This is a genomic window from Micromonospora alfalfae (assembly GCF_022230925.1).
In the GTDB taxonomy this organism is placed as follows: Bacteria; Actinomycetota; Actinomycetes; order Mycobacteriales; family Micromonosporaceae; genus Micromonospora; species Micromonospora alfalfae.
Genome location: NZ_JAKKFH010000032.1, coordinates 64,107 through 80,738, shown reverse-complemented (window position 1 = coordinate 80,738; position 16,632 = coordinate 64,107). Strand labels below are relative to the sequence as shown.

Annotated in this window: 19 protein-coding genes; 10 read left to right on the top strand and 9 right to left on the bottom strand. The window is 72.1% G+C overall.

The genetic code is table 11. The features are described 5' to 3' along the window. Positions 1–91: 91 nt before the first annotated feature. The 4 genes from MED01_RS24950 to MED01_RS24935 form a co-directional block, all read right to left on the bottom strand. Complete coding sequence (locus MED01_RS24950; protein ID WP_238670975.1) at positions 92–1,051, bottom strand: electron transfer flavoprotein subunit alpha/FixB family protein; 960 nt, start codon at positions 1,049–1,051, stop codon at positions 92–94. Positions 1,052–1,065: 14 nt separating this feature from the next. Then, on the bottom strand, positions 1,066–1,845 hold the full coding sequence (locus MED01_RS24945) for an electron transfer flavoprotein subunit beta/FixA family protein (protein WP_112582103.1): 780 nt from the start codon (positions 1,843–1,845) through the stop codon (positions 1,066–1,068). 187 nt (positions 1,846–2,032) lie between these two features. Then, positions 2,033–2,446, bottom strand: coding sequence for a hypothetical protein (locus tag MED01_RS24940; protein WP_238670974.1), 414 nt, complete (start codon positions 2,444–2,446; stop codon positions 2,033–2,035). Beyond that, complete coding sequence (locus MED01_RS24935) at positions 2,443–3,240, bottom strand: GNAT family N-acetyltransferase (protein ID WP_238670973.1); 798 nt, start codon at positions 3,238–3,240, stop codon at positions 2,443–2,445. Before MED01_RS24935 ends, MED01_RS24940 begins: the two co-directional genes overlap by 4 nt. 42 nt (positions 3,241–3,282) lie before the next feature. Between MED01_RS24935 and MED01_RS24930 the strand changes: the two genes are divergently transcribed. The 3 genes from MED01_RS24930 to MED01_RS24920 are packed head-to-tail and all read left to right on the top strand — an operon-like array spanning position 3,283 to position 4,415. After that, positions 3,283–3,675 carry a YidH family protein gene (locus MED01_RS24930; RefSeq protein ID WP_238671081.1) on the top strand — a complete coding sequence of 131 codons (393 nt, stop codon included), beginning with the start codon at positions 3,283–3,285 and terminating at the stop codon, positions 3,673–3,675. After that, the gene (locus MED01_RS24925; protein ID WP_238670972.1) at positions 3,672–3,977 is read left to right on the top strand and encodes a DUF202 domain-containing protein; all 306 of its coding nucleotides are present in this window, start codon (positions 3,672–3,674) and stop codon (positions 3,975–3,977) included. The genes MED01_RS24930 and MED01_RS24925 overlap by 4 nt, the downstream gene beginning before the upstream one ends. A gap of 27 nt (positions 3,978–4,004) precedes the next feature. Then, positions 4,005–4,415, top strand: coding sequence for a PLD nuclease N-terminal domain-containing protein (locus MED01_RS24920; protein WP_238670971.1), 411 nt, complete (start codon positions 4,005–4,007; stop codon positions 4,413–4,415). A 45-nt stretch (positions 4,416–4,460) separates the two neighbouring features. Here the strand turns inward: MED01_RS24920 and MED01_RS24915 are convergent, their stop codons facing one another. Continuing rightward, a complete protein-coding gene (locus MED01_RS24915; RefSeq protein WP_238670970.1) occupies positions 4,461–6,083 on the bottom strand; it encodes an acetolactate synthase in 1,623 nt (540 codons plus the stop codon). Positions 6,084–6,233: 150 nt separating this feature from the next. Then, positions 6,234–7,007 (bottom strand): enoyl-CoA hydratase/isomerase family protein, encoded by a 774-nt coding sequence (locus MED01_RS24910; RefSeq protein ID WP_238670969.1) that lies wholly within the window; start codon positions 7,005–7,007, stop codon positions 6,234–6,236. A gap of 98 nt (positions 7,008–7,105) precedes the next feature. Between MED01_RS24910 and MED01_RS24905 the strand changes: the two genes are divergently transcribed. The 4 genes from MED01_RS24905 to MED01_RS24890 all read left to right on the top strand — a co-directional run bounded on the left by MED01_RS24905 (position 7,106) and on the right by MED01_RS24890 (position 9,642). Then, positions 7,106–7,585 carry a DUF6232 family protein gene (locus MED01_RS24905; RefSeq protein ID WP_238670968.1) on the top strand — a complete coding sequence of 160 codons (480 nt, stop codon included), beginning with the start codon at positions 7,106–7,108 and terminating at the stop codon, positions 7,583–7,585. A 409-nt stretch (positions 7,586–7,994) separates the two neighbouring features. After that, positions 7,995–8,477, top strand: a complete 483-nt coding sequence (locus MED01_RS24900) for a DUF6232 family protein (RefSeq protein WP_238670967.1) — start codon at positions 7,995–7,997, stop codon at positions 8,475–8,477. Then, positions 8,474–8,866, top strand: a complete 393-nt coding sequence (locus tag MED01_RS24895) for a DoxX family protein (RefSeq protein WP_238670966.1) — start codon at positions 8,474–8,476, stop codon at positions 8,864–8,866. Before MED01_RS24900 ends, MED01_RS24895 begins: the two co-directional genes overlap by 4 nt. A gap of 47 nt (positions 8,867–8,913) precedes the next feature. After that, complete coding sequence (locus tag MED01_RS24890; protein ID WP_238670965.1) at positions 8,914–9,642, top strand: hypothetical protein; 729 nt, start codon at positions 8,914–8,916, stop codon at positions 9,640–9,642. 45 nt (positions 9,643–9,687) lie between these two features. On the opposite strand, the gene MED01_RS24885 is transcribed toward MED01_RS24890, so the two are convergent. Together MED01_RS24885 and MED01_RS24880 are read right to left on the bottom strand one after the other, a co-directional pair. Next, a complete protein-coding gene (locus MED01_RS24885; protein ID WP_238670964.1) occupies positions 9,688–10,584 on the bottom strand; it encodes a ribokinase in 897 nt (298 codons plus the stop codon). Between the two features lie 23 nt (positions 10,585–10,607). Next, a complete protein-coding gene (locus MED01_RS24880) occupies positions 10,608–11,450 on the bottom strand; it encodes an ABC transporter ATP-binding protein (protein ID WP_091397101.1) in 843 nt (280 codons plus the stop codon). 131 nt (positions 11,451–11,581) lie between these two features. Between MED01_RS24880 and MED01_RS24875 the strand changes: the two genes are divergently transcribed. Together MED01_RS24875 and MED01_RS24870 are read left to right on the top strand one after the other, a co-directional pair. Then, on the top strand, positions 11,582–12,580 hold the full coding sequence (locus tag MED01_RS24875; protein ID WP_238670963.1) for an ABC transporter ATP-binding protein: 999 nt from the start codon (positions 11,582–11,584) through the stop codon (positions 12,578–12,580). After that, positions 12,577–13,587, top strand: coding sequence for an ABC transporter permease subunit (locus tag MED01_RS24870; RefSeq protein ID WP_238670962.1), 1,011 nt, complete (start codon positions 12,577–12,579; stop codon positions 13,585–13,587). The genes MED01_RS24875 and MED01_RS24870 overlap by 4 nt, the downstream gene beginning before the upstream one ends. Before the next feature lie 122 nt (positions 13,588–13,709). Here the strand turns inward: MED01_RS24870 and MED01_RS24865 are convergent, their stop codons facing one another. Further along, complete coding sequence (locus MED01_RS24865; RefSeq protein WP_238670961.1) at positions 13,710–14,885, bottom strand: ROK family transcriptional regulator; 1,176 nt, start codon at positions 14,883–14,885, stop codon at positions 13,710–13,712. 169 nt (positions 14,886–15,054) lie between these two features. On the opposite strand from MED01_RS24865, the gene MED01_RS24860 reads away from it, so the two are divergent. After that, positions 15,055–16,509, top strand: a complete 1,455-nt coding sequence (locus tag MED01_RS24860; RefSeq protein ID WP_238670960.1) for a glycoside hydrolase family 3 N-terminal domain-containing protein — start codon at positions 15,055–15,057, stop codon at positions 16,507–16,509. Positions 16,510–16,632 lie beyond the last annotated feature (123 nt).

The window sequence follows — 16,632 nt, the reverse complement described above, 5'->3', positions numbered from 1 at the left end:
GCGGGCCGGCTCAGCTCCCCGGCTCGCCGATCAGCTCCCGCTACGGCAGTGGCCGCCCATTCGAACGGGCGGCCACTGTCGTATCGCTGGCTTACTTGCGCTTGCGGATCTCCTCGGCGGCCTGCGGGACGATCTTGAACAGGTCGCCCACCACCCCGAAATCGGCCAGCTCGAAGATCGGCGCCTCGCCGTCCTTGTTGACAGCGACGATGGTCTTCGAGGTCTGCATGCCGGCCCGGTGCTGGATGGCACCGGAGATGCCGAGGGCGACGTAGAGCTGCGGGGAGACCGTCTTACCGGTCTGGCCCACCTGGAACTGGTGCGGGTAGAAGCCGGAGTCGACGGCCGCGCGGGACGCGCCGACGGCGCCGCCGAGCAGGTCGGCCAGCTCCTCGACCAGCTTGAAGTTGTCGGCGTTGCCGACGCCCCGACCGCCGGAGACGACCACGCCGGCCTCGGTCAGCTCGGGGCGGGAGCCCTTCTGCTCGGCGACCCGCTCGACGACAGTGGCCAGCTTGTCGGTGTCGGTGACCGACACACTGAGCTGCTCGATCGCCGGGGTGGCCGCTGCCGGGGCGGGGGTGACCGAGTTGGGCCGGACGGTGACCAACGGCAGGCCCCTGGTGACCTTGGACTTGACGATGGTGGAGCCGGCGAAGGCAACCTGGGTCGCGGTGCCGTCGGCGTCCAGGCCGACAACGTCGGTCAGGATGCCGTTGTCGAGCTTGACGGCGAGCCGGGCGGCGATCTCCTTGCCCTCCTGGGCCGACGCCAGCAGCACGGCGGCCGGCTGCACCCGCTTGACCAACTCGGCAAGCACTGTCGCCTTGGGGGCCACCAGGTAGCCGTCGATCTCGTCACCCTCGGCGGCGTAGATCTTCTCCGCGCCGTACTCGCCCAGCTTGCCGCTCAGCGCCTCGGCGGCGCCAGCGCCGCCGAGCACCACAGCGCTCGGGGTGCCCAGCTCACGCGCGAGGGTGAGCATTTCCAGGGTGACCTTCTTGACGCCGAATTCCTTTGTGGCTTCGACGACGACGAGAACCTCGGACATGTCAGACCCCCCTCTCACACGAACTTCTCGGTGGCGAGGAACTCGACAAGCTTGACGCCGCCCTCGCCCTCATCAGTGATCTTGGCGCCGCCGGAGCGCGGGGGGCGCTTGGTGTGCTCGACGACGGCGCTGGTGGCGCCGTCGAAGCCCACCTCGTCGGCCGCGACCCCGAGGTCGGCCAGCGAGAGCGTCTGCACCGGCTTCTTCTTGGCGGCCATGATGCCCTTGAAGGAGGGGTAGCGCGGCTCGTTGATGGTGTCCCAGACGGAGACCACGGCCGGGGTGGCGGCGGTGACCACCTCGTAGCCCTCCTCGGTCTGCCGCTCGACGGTCAGCGTCGCGCCGTCGACGGTGAGCTTGCGGGCACCGGTGAGCGCCGCGACGCCCAGCCGCTCGGCGATCATGTGCGGCATGACCTGGACCCGGCCGTCGGTGGACTCGGCGCCGCAGATGACCAGGTCGGCATTGAGCTGACCGAGAGCGGCGGCGAGCACCTTCGAGGTGGCGACGGCGCACGAGCCGTGCAGGGCGTCGTCGAGGACGTGCACTGCCTTGTCCGGGCCCATGGAGAGCGCCTTGCGGATCGACTCGGTCGCCCGGTCCGGACCCATGGTCAGGATGGTGACCTCGCCGCCGTGCGCCTCCTTGATCTTCAGCGCCTCCTCGATGGCGTACTCGTCCATCTCGTTGATCACGTTGTTCGCCGAACCGCGGTCGACGGTGTTGTCGTCATTGCGCAGGTTGCGGTCCGCGCCCGAATCAGGCACCTGCTTGACGAGTACGACGATGTTCATCGCGCTTCGACGACCCTCCTGTGTGGTGTTGCGATTCGCTCGCCCGGTCTGGGGCGCAGCGTCGCGCGTCGGTCGACGCCAGGTCAACCGCGGGCGGTTGTGCAGTTGCCCACGGCGCAATGTTACCTGCCAGTAGGTTGCGCTCCGGCAGCACTCAGAGTGACACAGCTCACCGACGCGCCGCCGGTCAGGCCGGCTCGGCCAACGCGACCCGGATCTGGTCGATGGCCGCCGCCTCGGTGGGTGCCACTCCGTCGTGCGCGCGGGCCACCTGGTCCGCAGCGGCCAACACCAGTTCGCGGTACGCGTCCACATCCCGTGGGGACTTCTCGCGCAGGATCCGCACCGCCTGCCCCAGCGCCGGCAGCACCACCGACTCGATCTCCAGCTGCGAGTCCCGGGGAAGTCGCGGCAGCGGGCCGGTGGTCAGCGCCTCCTTGACGGTGCCACTGGCACCGGCCAACGCGCCGGACGCGGCGATGCTCTCCCGGATCACCCCCAGCACACCGGGGTCTGCGTTGGAGACCAGGAAGACGGCGCCGAAGGCACCGGTCTTGAGGGTCAACCGCTCCTCGTCCGTCAACCGCTGCTCCATGATCACGGAGTGTAGACGTACGGGGTGGTGGTAGTGACCGGGACGAGGCCGAGTCGCTGCAGGATGGGCCGGCTGTCCTCGGAACAGTCGACCTGCATGAGCGTGCGACCCCGCTGTTCGGCCAGCCGCGCCCGGTGGTTGACCAGCGCCCGGTAGATGCCCTTGCGCCGCCACTGCGGCAGCGTCGAGCCACCCCACAGCGTGGCGAAGCCGGTGTTCGCCGGGAACCGCACCCAGCCGGCGCTCACCACGGTCCCGTCGGCCTCGGCCACCACCACTGTGATCGAGTTCGGGTCGGCGTCGATCTCCTTGGCCAACCCGGTGACGAGATGTGAACGGTCCGCCTGCCAGACCTCCTCCTCCATGGCGGCGATCCGCTCCAGATCCTCCCGGGAGGTCACCTCACGTAGGCGTACCCCCTCGGGGGTGACCGGCAGCGCGGCGGCCAGCGGCGCTACCGGGCCGACCACGACGGTCTCCCGGTCTTCCGGCACGAAGCCGGCGGCGCGTAGCCGATCCGCCAGGTCCGCCGGTTCGTCGTGCTCGTTGAGCTTCCACTCGACCGACAGGCCGCGCTCGCGGAACAGCCGCACCTGCCGGGCGATCAGCTCGTCCAGCGCGTCACCGGTCAAACCGCCCAGGTCGCGGTAGGTGAGGAACCCGCCGGCGTCGAGCCCGATGATGCGGACCAGCGGCCCGTCCCGCTCCACAGTGACCCCGGCCGGAACCGGGTCGGGAATCTCCGGGCGGAGTTGGTTGTCGTAGGCGGTCCGCAGCGTCTGCACGTCGAGATCAGTCACCGGACCAGGCTAAGCGGGATGGGAAGCGGATATTCTCCCACTGTGTGGGAGGCGATCAAGCGGTGGTTCGACCCGGCGGAGCTGGGCTCGGTCGGTGAGACACCTGACTACCGTTTCTCGCTGGCCAACGAACGGACCTTCCTCGCCTGGCTGCGCACCGGTCTGGCGCTGGTCGGAGGCGGGTTGGCCGCCGCGCAGTTCCTGCCGCCCCTGCCGATGAGTCACCTGCGTGAGGTGATCGCAGTGGCGCTGCTGCTGCTCGGCGCGGCGGTCGCGGTCCGTGCGGTGGACCACTGGGCGCGTACCGAGCGGGCCATCCGGCTCGGCCAGGAGCTGCCGGCGTCCCGGTTCCCCGCCATCCTGGCGCTCGCCGTCGGCGTCGGCGCGTTGCTGCTGGTCGCCGCCGTCCTGATGCGGGCGGTCGGCGGGCGGTGAGCGCCGGACGCGACCCGGGGCTGCAACCGGAGCGGACCCGGCTGGCCTGGCGGCGCACCCTGCTCACGGTGACAGTGGTGACAGTGCTCGCCGTCCGGCTGGCGTCGACCGGCGACCCGACCGGTGCGCTGATCGCCGGTGGCACCGTTCTGGTATGGGGCGCCCTGCTGGTGCTCTGCTGGCCTCGGGGCACCGGCACCGGTCCGGCCCGCACCGGCGGCCGGACACTTCCCCTGGTCACCGTGGGCACTGTGGTGCTGGCGTCACTGGGAGTGCTGCTGGTGCTGCGCGGACTGTGGTGACGCGCGCCGGTGCGTCATCATGGGTGCATGGCCCGGCTTGGCGTACTCCTCTTCCTGGTGCAGATTGTCCTCGCCGTCTGCGCGCTGATCAGCTGCCTCTCCGCCGAGGAGGGCAAGATCCGTGCCCTTCCCCGGATCGCCTGGGTGCTGATCATCCTGTTCTTCCCGCTGGTCGGCTCGATCGCCTGGTTCATCGTCGGCCGGGAGCCCAGCCCCGGCGCCCGCAACGGCTGGCCGGGCGGCGGCGGCGAGCGGCAGCGCCCACGGCCGGTGGCTCCCGACGACGACCCGGAGTTCCTGCGCTCCGTCGAGGAACGCGCCCAGCAGCAGGACCAGGAGCTGTTCCAACGCTGGGAGGAAGACCTGCGGCGACGCGAGGACGACCTGCGCCGCCGCGACGGTGAGCCGCCGCGGGAGGGCGACCGACCGGAGGTGTGAACGCGCCGCCGCCGCCGCAGGGGCGACGGCGGCGGCGGGTGCGACTCAGGCCAGGTTCGACGACCGGGGGTACGCGTCGGTCGGGTCGGTGAGCACGTTCACCAGGTACGGCACCCCGGAGTCGAACGCCCGCTGAAGCGCCGGGCCCAGATCGGCCGCCTTGGCGACCGTCTCCCCCGCCCCGCCGAGCGCGCTGACCACCGTGTCGTAGCGCAGCTCCGGCTGGAGGTCGGCGGCCACGTCGTAGCCGTACATGGCCCGCATCGGGTGCTTCTCCAGCCCCCAGATGCCGTTATTGCCGACGACGATCACCACCGGCAGCTTCTGGCGGACCAGCGACTCGACGTCCATCAGCGAGAAGCCGGCCGCGCCGTCGCCCATCAGCACGCAGATCTGCCGGTCCGGGTGACTGACCCGGGCGCCCATCGCGTAACCCATGCCGGTGCCCAGGCAGCCGTACGGGCCCGGGTCCAGCCACGTGCCGGGCTGGGCCGGCTCCAGGTACCGTCCGGCGTACGACACGAAGTCGCCGCCGTCGCCGATGGTGATCGCGTCCGGGGCGAGCGCCCGACGCAGCTCGCCGTAGATCCGGGCCGGTCGGATCGGGTCGGTCTCGGCGGCCATCTCCGCGGCGTCCCGAGCCTTCGCCGCGTCCTCGGCGACGCGCAGGTCGGCGATCCAGTCGGCGTGGTCGGCCCGATCGCCGGAGTGATCGGCCAGCGCGGAGAGGATCAGGCGCAGGTCACCGGCGGGCGCGACGGCCGGCTGGACGTGCGTCGCCCGCTGGCTGGGGGCGTCGACGATGTGCACCACCTTGGCGTCACCGAAGTCACCGAAGCTGAGCCGGAAGTCCAGCGGGGTGCCCACCACCACGACCACGTCGGCGCCGGAGAGCGCAGCCCGTCGGGCCTTGGCGAACGCCAGCGGGTGCTCCGGCGGGAGCGAGCCGCGACCCATGCCGTTGGTGAAGACCGGCACCTGCAACGCCTCGGCCGCCTCACGCAGCGCGGCGACCGCGTCGCCCGCGTACACGTCGGAGCCGGCGATGATGACCGGCCGCTGCGCACCGGCGATGAGCATCGCCGCGCGGCCGACCTCCTCCGGGTCCGGCGCGACCGGGTCGACACCCGTCACGGTGGGCAGCTCGGCCTCCGCGACCGAGAAGACCGTCTCCAGCGGGAAGTCGAGGAAGGCCGGGCCGCGGTGCGGGGTGAGCGCCGCGTTCAGCGCCGCACCCACCGCACGCGGGATGTCGTCGGTGCTGAACACCGTCTCGGCGTGCTTGGTGACCGGGGCGACCAGCGGCAGGTGGTCCATCTCCTGGAGGCTGCCCGAGCCCCAGCGGAACGCGGGCGCACGCCCACCGAGCACCAGCACCGGCGAGGCGTTGAAGAACGCGCTGGTCATGCCGGAGATGCCGTTTGTGACACCGGGCCCGGCGGTGAGCACGGCGAGGCCGGGGCGGCGCTGGAGCTTGGCCACCGCCTCGGCGGCGAAGACCGCGGACTGCTCGTGCCGGACGTCGTAGATCGGGAAGTCGGTCTTGTACGCGGCGTCGTAGAGCGGGAAGACGTGCCCTCCGGACAGCGTGAACATCTCCCGTACGCCGTGCGCGCGTAGTGCCGCGAGCGCCAACTCGCCGCCGTGACCCTCGATCCGCTCCGTCATGTCGCTCCCATCGTCCGTGGCCGGGATCACAGGTTACCGGCCAGTCACATGGCCCTGCGACCGTGGCCCCGGCCACCGGACGTTGCCAAGGTCAGGGCGCCGCCGGGGCGGGCGGTGTCGGATCAGCGGCCCGGGTCGGGCGGTGTCGGATCAGCGGCCGGTGAAGCGCGGCTTGCGCTTCTCGACGAAGGCCGCCATGCCCTCGCGCCGGTCGTCGGTGGCGAACAGCGCCGCGAAGAGCTGACTCTCCCAGGCCAGGCCCGAGTTCAGATCCATGTCCAGGCCACCGTCGACAGCCAGCTTCGCCGCGCGCAGCGCCTGCACCGGCCCGGTCAGGTACGGGGTGATCAGCGCGACGGCGGTGTCGTACACCTCGGCGGCCGGGACGACCCGGTCGGCCAGGCCGATGCGCAGCGCTTCCTGCGCGTCCACCATCCGCCCCGACATGATCAGGTCCTTGGCGCGGGCCGGGCCGACCAGGCGGGCCAGCCGCTGGGTGCCGCCGGCACCCGGGATGATGCCCAGCTTGATCTCCGGCTGGCCGAGCTTGGCGTCCTCGGCGACCACCCGCCAGTCACAGGCCAACGCCAGCTCACAGCCGCCACCCAGGGCGTACCCGGTGATCGCAGCGACCACCGGCTTGGGGATCCGGGCGATCGCGCCGAGCGCGCTGGACAGGTTCGCCGCCCGATCGGCCATGTCCACGTAGGACATGTCGGCCATCTGCTTGATGTCGGCGCCGGCGGCGAAGACCTTCTCCCCGCCGTACACGATGACGGCGCGGACCTCGGGGTCGGCGGTGGCCGCCGTGGCGGCGGCGCGCAACTCCTCCTGCACCTGGGTGTTGAGCGCGTTCATCGGCGGCCGTTCCAGCCGGATCGTGCCGATGCCGTCAGTGGTCTCCAGCCGAACGAACTCGCCCACGCTGCCCTCACTTCCTCGTCGAAGTCGCGTGCCAACCTTACGACCCGGCTCGTTTGGGTAAGTAGTGTGGTGTCAGCCCCGTGGGCGGGAGTCCAGCCATGATCACGTATTACGACGACAAGTCGGTGCAGGTCACCTCCACCACCCTCCGTGTCGACGGTCGCAGCTACCAGCTGGCCGACATCACGATGATCTGGCACCGCCGTGGCACCCGTTCCTGGCGCGTGCTGGTGGGGCGGGGTGCGATCGGTGCCGCGCTCGCCGGCCCGCTGGTCGCCGCGGTGCTCGGCATCGGTGTGGCCGTCTGGCTGCACCGCTCACCCACAGTGACGATCGCGATAGTCGGCGCGTCGGTGCTGGTCGGGTTGGCCGTCGGGCCGGTCGCCGACTTCCTCTTCGAACACCTGGACCGCTCGTACGCCCGGGGCAGCCGCCAACTGGAGATCTGGGCCCGTTGGCGGGGTCAGCCGGTGCGTCTGCTGCGCACCGGTGACGCGCTGCGCTTCGGGCAGATCTACCGGGCGGTGCAGCGCGCGGTGGAGCACAGCCAACCGGCCCGCCCCGGCACCCGCCGCTAGTCAGCCTGGTTCCGCCGCACGTCCCGACCTGACCGAGGGCCGGTCCCCACCGGTGAGACCGGCACAGCGGGCGCGCGGGCGCGGCGTTCCCGCAGCGGGCGCGCGGGCGCAACGTTCCCGCAGCGCCTATGGAGCTGATATCGAAAACGAATCGGACCGAGGGCCTGCGGTGCCGCTGTGCCGTACCGCCGCAGTTCGCAAGGCCACGGCCCGGCGGGGCGCGGCGCGGCGGGGCGCGGCGGGGCGCGATGTCGCAGACGATTCAGCTCCAAAGGACCGCCGCAACACCACCGCTACCGTCGGGCGGCCCGTCGGATCCTCTGCGAGGAAGCGCCGATCTTCTGCGAAGAAGGCCAAGCGCCGCGGTCCGCGCGAGGCGAGGTTTGCCTGGCGGTGGTTAGGCTTAGTGATGACCCTCTATTACCGGGACGACGCGGTGCAGGTGACCTCCGAGTCGATCCGGGCGGGCGGTCAGGTGATCGCCCTGTCCGACGTGACGTTCGTCTGGCACGCCCGGGGGCAGAAAACTCTCGCCGTGCGCGGCCGTGTGCTGGGGCGCGGTGTCCTGGTCCTGCTGCTCTCGCTGCCGCCGCTGGTCGCCGTGGTCTGCGTGCTGTCGCTGGCCTGGTCGGCTCAGGATCGGGGCAACTGGCAGCTGGCGCTGATCATCCTCGCCGCCTGCGCGGTCGGGGCGCTGGTGTCGCTGCCGTTCCTGGAGATCCCCCTCGGCTGGCTGGACCGCTCCTACGAACGCGGCAGCCACGTGCACGAGTTGTGGGTGCAGCACCACGGCCGGGAGGATCTGCTGGTGCGCACCCCGGACGCGCTACGGTTCGGGCAGATCTACCGGGCCGTGCAGCGCGCCGTCGAACAGCAGGGGGACCATCGATGACCACCCGTCGCGGCGGCGAGGCAGTCGCGCTGGCCGGCCTGCTCGCGGCGGCCGGCGTCACCCACCTGCTGCGACCCGGCGTCTACGACCCGATCGTGCCGCGCGTCCTGCCCGGCCCGCCCCGATTCTGGACGTACGCCAGCGGCGTCGCCGAACTGGCGGTGGCGGCGACGGTCGCGAACCCGGCCACCCGGCGGGCCGGCGGTCGGGCCGCCGCCGCACTCTTCGTCGCCGTCCTACCGGCGAACGTGAAGATGGCAGTGGACTGGCGCGAGCGCCGCCCGACGAAGCGGGCCATCGCGTACGGCAGGGTGCCGTTGCAGGTGCCGCTGATCTGGTGGGCGCTGCGGGTGGCCCGCGCCGCCACCGCCGGTCGACGGCCCCGCTGACCGGCTCCGTCGGGCGGTTGTGGTGCGGCCGACGCACACTTGACCCCATGGCGATTCCCCTCCCCACCCCGGCCGCCGTGGTCGGCCTGACCCGCTCCGCTCTCGACCAGGCGCTCGGCTCCGCGGCCTCGATGGCGGCCGTGCCCGCCCGCGCGTTCGCCGTACTGGACGGGGTGGAGGTGCTGCTGGCCCGGATCAACGGCGTGGTCGACCGGATCGAAACGACACTGGATCGGACCGATCAGGTGCTCACCGACGCCGAGGCCGCGGTCCGCGAGGTGGCAGTCATCAGCGCCGCCGCGACCACCGCCATCGACACCGCGACCGAGGTGGCCACCGCCGCCGCAGTGGTGGTCGCCGAGGCCGACCGGGTCTCCCGGGTGGCAGGCACTGTGGTCGCGGAGGCCGACCGGGTCGCGAACCGCGCTGCCACCACGGTGGGCACCGCGACGGAGGCCGCCGCCACGGCGGCAGAACTGCTGGCGGCGTACGAGCCGGCGTTGCGCCGGGCCGCGCCGATGGCCGGGCGGTTCGTGGAGGAGCTGAGCCACGAGGAGATCAGCGCGGCGATCCACCTGATCGACGAGTTGCCGAAGCTCAAGGAACACCTGACGGCGGACATCCTGCCGATCCTGGCCACGCTGGACCGGGTCGGGCCGGACCTGCACGACCTGCTGGACGTGACCCGCGACCTGAAGCTCGCCGTGGCCGGCATCCCCGGGTTGGGCATGCTGCGCCGACGCGGCGAGAAGCTCACCGACGAGCCCGTCGCCTGACGACCGGCCCGCACGGGCGAGCCGGCCGGTGTGCTGCGGGTGCGGTCAGGCAGGTACGTACAGCTCGTCGATCTCGGCGCGTTGCGGTAGCGCCACCGAGGCCCCGAGCTTACGAACGCAGGCAGCGCCGGCCGCCGACGCCCAGCGCACCGCGTCGACCAGGTCGCGCCCTTCGCCCCAGCCGACGGCCAGCGCGGCGGTGAACGCGTCACCGGCGGCGGTGGAGTCGACCACGTCGACAGGTACCGCCGGCACGTGCACCTCGGTGCCGTCCCGGTCGACGTACCAGGCGCCCTCACCGCCAAGAGTGAGCACGGCCCGGGGGGTCAGGTCGAGCAGCGCGCGCGGCTCCTCCCGACCCCGGCCGGCGAGCGCCTGCGCCTCACCCTCGTTGACTACCAGCAGGTCCACGGCGGCGAGCAACTCGGGTGGGAGGTCCCGCGCCGGTGCGGCGTTCAGGATGACCCTGGTGCCGGCCTCGCGGGCGGCCACCGCGGCGGCCGCCACGGTCTGCACCGGGATCTCCAGTTGGGCGACGAGGACGTCCGCCGCACGCACAGTGGTCAGCTCCTCCTCGGTGAGGCCGACCAGGGCGTCGTTCGCGCCCGGGGTGACCACTATGGCGTTCTCCCCCTGGGCGTTGACCATCACCAGCGCCACTCCGGAGGCGCCGTAGACCACCCGAAGCTGACTGGTGTCCACGCCGGCCGCGGTGATGCGGGCCTTGAGGGTGACGCCGAAGGCGTCCGAGCCGATCGCGCCGAGGAAGGCGCAGGAGGCGCCGGCCCGGACCGCGGCCACGGCCTGGTTGGCGCCCTTGCCGCCGGGCACCATCACGAAGTCGGTGCCGAGCATGGTCTCGCCCTGTCGAGGCAGCGCGGGTGCCATCGCGACCAGGTCCATGTTGGCGCTGCCCACCACGGCAACCCGGGTCTGCGGCACGGCCGTCTCCGCCCTTCCGGCGCTCAGGCGGCGCGAGCCGTGAAGCGGTCGCCCGACCGCTCGACCACAAGTGGCAGCCCGAAGGTCTTGGAGAGGTTGTCACCGGTCAGCGTCTCGGCGAGCAGGCCCTGGGCGACCACCCCACCCTCGCGCAGCAGCATCGCGTGGGTGAACCCGGGCGGGATCTCCTCGACGTGGTGGGTGACCAGCACCATCGCCGGGGCGTCCGGGTCGTACGCCAGCTCGGCCAGACGGGCGACCAGGTCTTCCCGACCGCCCAGGTCGAGCCCGGCCGCGGGCTCGTCGAGCAGCAGCAGCTCCGGGTCGGTCATCAGGGCACGGGCGATCTGCACCCGCTTGCGCTCACCCTCGGAGAGGGTCCCGTAGCGGCGTTCGGCGAGCCCACCGACGCCGAGTTGACTCAGCAGTGCCCGCGCCCGCGCCTCGTCGCCACGGTCGTAGTTCTCCCGCCAACGGCCGACCACCGACCAGGCGGCGGTCACCACCACGTCGCTGACCCGCTCGTCGGCGGGCAGCCGCTCGGCGATCGCGGCGGTGGTGAGCCCGATCCGGGTACGCAGCTCGTTGACGTCGGTGCGGCCGATCCGCTCGCCGAGCACGTGCGCGACACCAGTGGTGGGGTGCAGCCGACCGGCGGCGAGGTTGAGCAGAGTGGTTTTGCCGGCACCGTTGGAGCCGAGCACGACCCACCGCTCGTCCAGTTCGACGCGCCAGGTCAGGTCCTGTAGGAGGGCGGTGCCAGAGCGGCGTACGCCGACGCCGTCGAGGCTGACCACCAGATCCGGGTCCACGAAAGCGGCGGCAGGCGCGGCGCCGGCAGCGCCGGGGATCAGGTCACCAGTCACCACACCATCCAACCACGCAGCGCCTCGGTGCCCCCCATGGGCGGCACCTCAGCCATAGGGTGAAGCGCCGTGTCGTTGATCACCAAGCCCGAAGGACGGCCCATGCCCCGCCGACGTACGGAGCCGCGCGGATGAGCGCGGTCATCGAAATCGAGGGTCTGCGCAAGACCTTCCACAGCCTGCGCAGCGGCCGACGGGTGGCGGTGGACGGGTTCGATCTGCTGGTCGAGGCGGGCCAGGTCCACGGTTTCCTGGGCCCCAACGGCTCGGGCAAGACCACCACCCTGCGGGCCCTGCTCGGGCTGGTACGCGCCGACAGCGGCCGGATGACGGTGCTCGGCGAACCGTCGCCGGAGCTGCTGCCCCGGGTGGCGGGTCAGGTCGGCGCAATCGTGGAGAGCCCGCAGTTCTTCGGCAACTTCACCGGCCACCGCACGCTGCGGTTGTTGGCCCGCGCCGGTGGGGTGCCGGTCTCGCGGGTGGACGAGGTGCTGGATCTGGTGGGCCTGTACGACCGGGGCGATGAGCGGGTGAAGGGCTATTCGCTGGGCATGAAGCAGCGTCTGGCGGTGGCGTCCGCGCTGTTGAAGGACCCGCGGTTGCTGATCCTGGACGAGCCGGCGAACGGGCTGGACCCGGCGGGCATCCGGGAGATGCGCGACCTGACGCGGTCGCTGGCGGCCAACGGGGTGACAGTGCTGGTGTCCAGTCACATCCTGGGCGAGATCCAGCTGATCTGTGACCACGTCACGATCATCTCCCGGGGGCGGCGGGTCGCTACCGGTCGGGTGGACGAGGTGCTGGCGGGCCACGACCGGCACGAGTTCCTGGTCCGGGTGGCCGAGCCGGAGCGGGCCGTCGAGCTGCTGCACGCGGCCGAGCTGACGGCGGTCGTGGACGGCGCAGCGTTGGTGGTGAGCGGGGTGGACGACCCGACGGTGGTCAGCCGGGTGCTCGGTGAGCAGGGTCTGTGGGTGGGCGAGCTGACGCCGCTGCGGCCGGATCTGGAGAGCGTCTTCCTGGAGCTGACCGGCGCGTACGAGCATTCGTCGGTGCCCCGGCAGGTCGGCGACTCGTCGCTGCCGCAGGGCGAAGCTGTGATCGACCTCGATCGGGGAGTGGACGCGTGAACCTGGTGCGTGCCGAGTTGGAGCGACTGTCCGCGCGTCGCTTCGTGCAGCTCATGGTCGTCCTGTTGGTGTTGGCGTTCGCCGTCACGGCGGCGACGACGCTCGCCGGTTCCCACAAGCCGACCGCCACTGAACTGAACTCGGCGCGGCAGCAGGCCGTCGACGCGCGACGGAGTATGGAGACCACGCACCAGGAGTGCCTGGCCCGCCTGCAGGAAAGGTCGCCGACCGACACGAGCGAGTATTTCGCCGACTGCGCGGACCTCGACCCGATCCGGCAGGACCGGCTGCCGATCGCCGCCGACTTCCTGCCGGGGGTGTTCAGCTTCGCTGAGCAGGCCGAGTCGTTGCTCCATTTCCTGATCGCGTTCCTGGTGATGTTCGGGTTCCTGGTCGGCGCCTCCTACATCGGCGCGGATCTGAACTCGGGCGGTGTGGTGAATCTGCTGCTCTGGCGACCGCGCCGGTTGACTGTGCTCGCGGCCAAGTTGGGCACCCTGCTGGGCTCGGTGCTGGTGCTGTCCCTGCTGGCGTCGGTGGCCTACCTCGCCACGTTCTGGATGATCGGGCAGAGCGCCGGGTTGCCGGGCCGGCTGGACGACGGCTTCTGGCGTTCGCTCGGTGCGGTGCACGGACGGGGCCTGGTGTTGGTGCTGCTGGCCTCGGCTGTGGGCTTCGCGATCGCCACGCTGGGTCGGCACACCTCTGCGGCGCTGGGGGCGGTGGCGGCGTACGCGGTGGTGTGGGAGTTGGGCGGCCGTCTGGTGTTGGAGATCATCGACGTCCGACGGTCGGACCAACTGATGCTCTCCAGCTACATCGGGGCGTGGCTCAGTGGCGAGTCGCGGTTCTTCGACCCGCGGCTCTGTGCCGGCACCTCGGGTACCGGCTACTGCTCGGGCCTCTACAGCCTGACCTGGGGTCCGGCGCTGCTGGTGCTGGTCGCGGTGACCGGCGGGCTGACCGCGGCGGCGTTCGCCGTGTTCCGTCGCCGCGACCTGATCTGAGTTTCGGTCCGCCGGGGGGCTGACGCGGCCTTCGGGCTCCCCCCGGCGGGCCGGAACCGGCAAGAGCTTGCGACTAACCATGTAGCGGTGAAATATTCCTTCATGTGACCGCCGCGACGGGCTCAGCCGACGGTGGAGCCGAACACCTCGTCGCGTACCGCGTCCAGGGCGGTGCGCAGCGCGCCGTGCAGGATCGGCTCCTCGGTCAGCCCGGTCGGCACCACTCGCGGCTGGACCAGGGTGATCGCCGCGACCTCCTGCTGCACCCGGTCGGCGAGCGCCGCGCCACCGGCCTGGCCGACCTCACCGGCGAGCACTACCAGCGGTGGGTCCAGCACCACGCAGGTGCTGGCCACGCCGAGCGCGAGCCGACGGGCCAGTTCGTCGAGCATCGGACCACCGTCGGCACCGGCCGCGACGGCCGCGCGGACCGCCTCGGCGGCGTCGGCGTCCGGGTAGCCGTGCTCGCGGGCCACAGCGCGCACCGAGTCCGCACCGATCAGCTGCTGGAAGGCCGGCTTGGCACGACGGGAGACGTCTCGCGGAATGGGCGCGCCGGGCACCGGCAGGTAGCCGATCTCGCCGGCCGCGCCGCTGCTGCCGTGGTGCAACCGCCCGCCCAGCATGATCGCCAGACCGACGCCGGCGCCCACCCAGACCAGCACGAAGTCCGACAACCCCTGCGCTGCGCCGGACTGCGCCTCGGCCACCGCGGCCAGGTTGACGTCGTTCTCGAAGACCACCGGTGTGTGCAGGTCGTCCCGCAACGCGGCGAGCAGACCGCTGTGCCAGCGCGGCAGATTGAAGGCGAAGGTGATGTCGCCGGTGCCGGGGTCGACCAGGCCCGGCGTACCGAGCACGATCCGTCGTACGCTGCTCAGCTGCGCCTGGGCGCTGCTCGCCGCCTGCACGACGGCGTTGTGCACCACGCCCACCGGGTCGTCGGTGTCCCGGGTCGACTGCTCCACCCGGCCGATGACCGCACCGGTGATGTCGGCGCAGGCGGCCACCACCCGGTCCGGCCCGACGTCCACGCCGACCACGTGCGCGCTGCCCGGGCGGACGGCGTAGAGCTGGGCGTTCGGCCCCCGCCCGCCGGCCTGCTCGCCGACCCGCGCGACGAGGCCGCGCTCCTCCAGCCGCTCCACCAGTTGCGAGGCGGTGACCTTCGACAGCCCGGTCAGCTCGCCGAGTCGAGCCCGGGTCAGCGGGCCGCGTTCGAGGAGCAGTTCCAGCGCGGCACGGTCGTTGAGCGCCCGCAACAGACGGGGGGTGCCGGGCAGCCGGGTCGCACTCATGACACGTCCTCTAGTTTTAGTAAACTTTGCTAACTGTAAACCTACCTGCGAACGGGTAGCCGTAGCGTAACGGCCACTCGACTGTGGGACGCTCCGCCAAGTCGGCAGGGCCAGGACCACCACCGGTACGACGTTTCGTACCCGCGGGGCACCGAAGGGGGAAGATCACGTGGGGTTGGATCCAGGACTGCGCCGGCTCGCGCTGGGCACGCTGCTGGCCGCGTACCCGGGACCGGTCCCGCCCGACTGGGCGGTCGACCTGCTGGCCGACGGGCTGGCCGGGCACACCCTGTTCGGCACCAACGTGCACGACCCCGCGCAGGTGGCGGCGAGCACCGCAGCGCTGCGCGCCGGTCGACCCGACGCGCTGATCGCGATCGACGAGGAGGGTGGCGACGTGACCCGGCTGGCGCACGCCACCGGCAGCCCGTACCCCGGTAACGCCGCCCTCGGTGCGATCGGCGACGTGGCGCTCACCCGACGGGTCTACCAGTCGATCGGCGCCGAACTGGCCGCGCTCGGCATCACCGTCAACCTCGCCCCCACTGTCGACGTCAACACCGCCGACGACAACCCGGTGATCGGCACCCGGTCCTTCGGCGCGGATCCGGTGCGGGTGGCCGCCCACTCGGCCGCCGCCGTGGCCGGGTTGCAGGCTGCCGGCGTGGCCGCCTGCGCCAAGCACTTCCCCGGGCACGGTGCCACGGTCACCGACTCCCACCACGAACTGCCCACAGTGGACGCCCCGCTGGGCCTGCTCCGCCAGCGGGACCTACCGCCGTTCGCGGCAATCGTCGCCGCCGGGGCGCGGGCCGTGATGACCGCGCACATCCGGGTGCCGGCGCTCACCGGCGCCGACCCGGCCACCTTCAGCCGGGCCGTCCTTGTCGACCTGCTGCGCACCGAGTACGGCTTCACCGGCACCGTCATCACCGACGCGCTGGAGATGAAGGGTGCCGCGGTGGCCGCCGGCGGGGTCGGGCCGGCCGCGGTCCGGGCCCTGAGCGCGGGTGCCGACCTGCTCTGCATCGGCGCGAAGGTGGACGCCGAACTGGTCGAGCGGGTGGCCGCCGAGATCGTCGACGCGCTCGCCGACGGCCGGCTGGCGAGGGCGCGGGTCGAGGAGGCGGCCGGCCGCGCCGCCGATCTCGCCGCCTGGACCCGGGCCGCCAGCGGGTCGCCGGTCACCGGCGACACCGAGCTGGGGTACGCGGCGGCGCGCCGGGCGGTCCGGGTGGACGGCCTGCTCACCGGCCTGGAGCAGCCACTGGTGGTGCAACTGCACACCGAGTCGACGATCGCCGAGGGTCGGGTGCCGTGGGGCCTCGGTCCGCACCTGGACGGGGTGCCGGAGATCCGGGTGATCGCCGCCGAGACCGACCCGGACACGCTGCGCGGATTGGCCGGTGATCGTCCCATCGTGCTGGTCGGGCGACACCTGCACCGGCTGCCCGGCGGCCCGGAGCTGATCGCCGACCTGGCCGCCCAGCACCCCGTGACAGTGGTGGAGATGGGCTGGCCGGCACAGTGGCGGCCAGCAGGCGTCCGCGCCTTCGTCACCACCTACGGCGCGAGCCACGCCAACGGTCGCGCAGCGGCCGAGGTGCTCGGTCTGGCCGGCTGAGCCACGGCGTTCTCCGGCCGGGCGGAGACGCTCGGCCGGGTGTCGCGCTCCAGCGCCGCGCAGGAGTGTCCACAGTCACTGGTCGCCACTTCTTGAACATGTTCAACAACGGCCCTAGTCTGA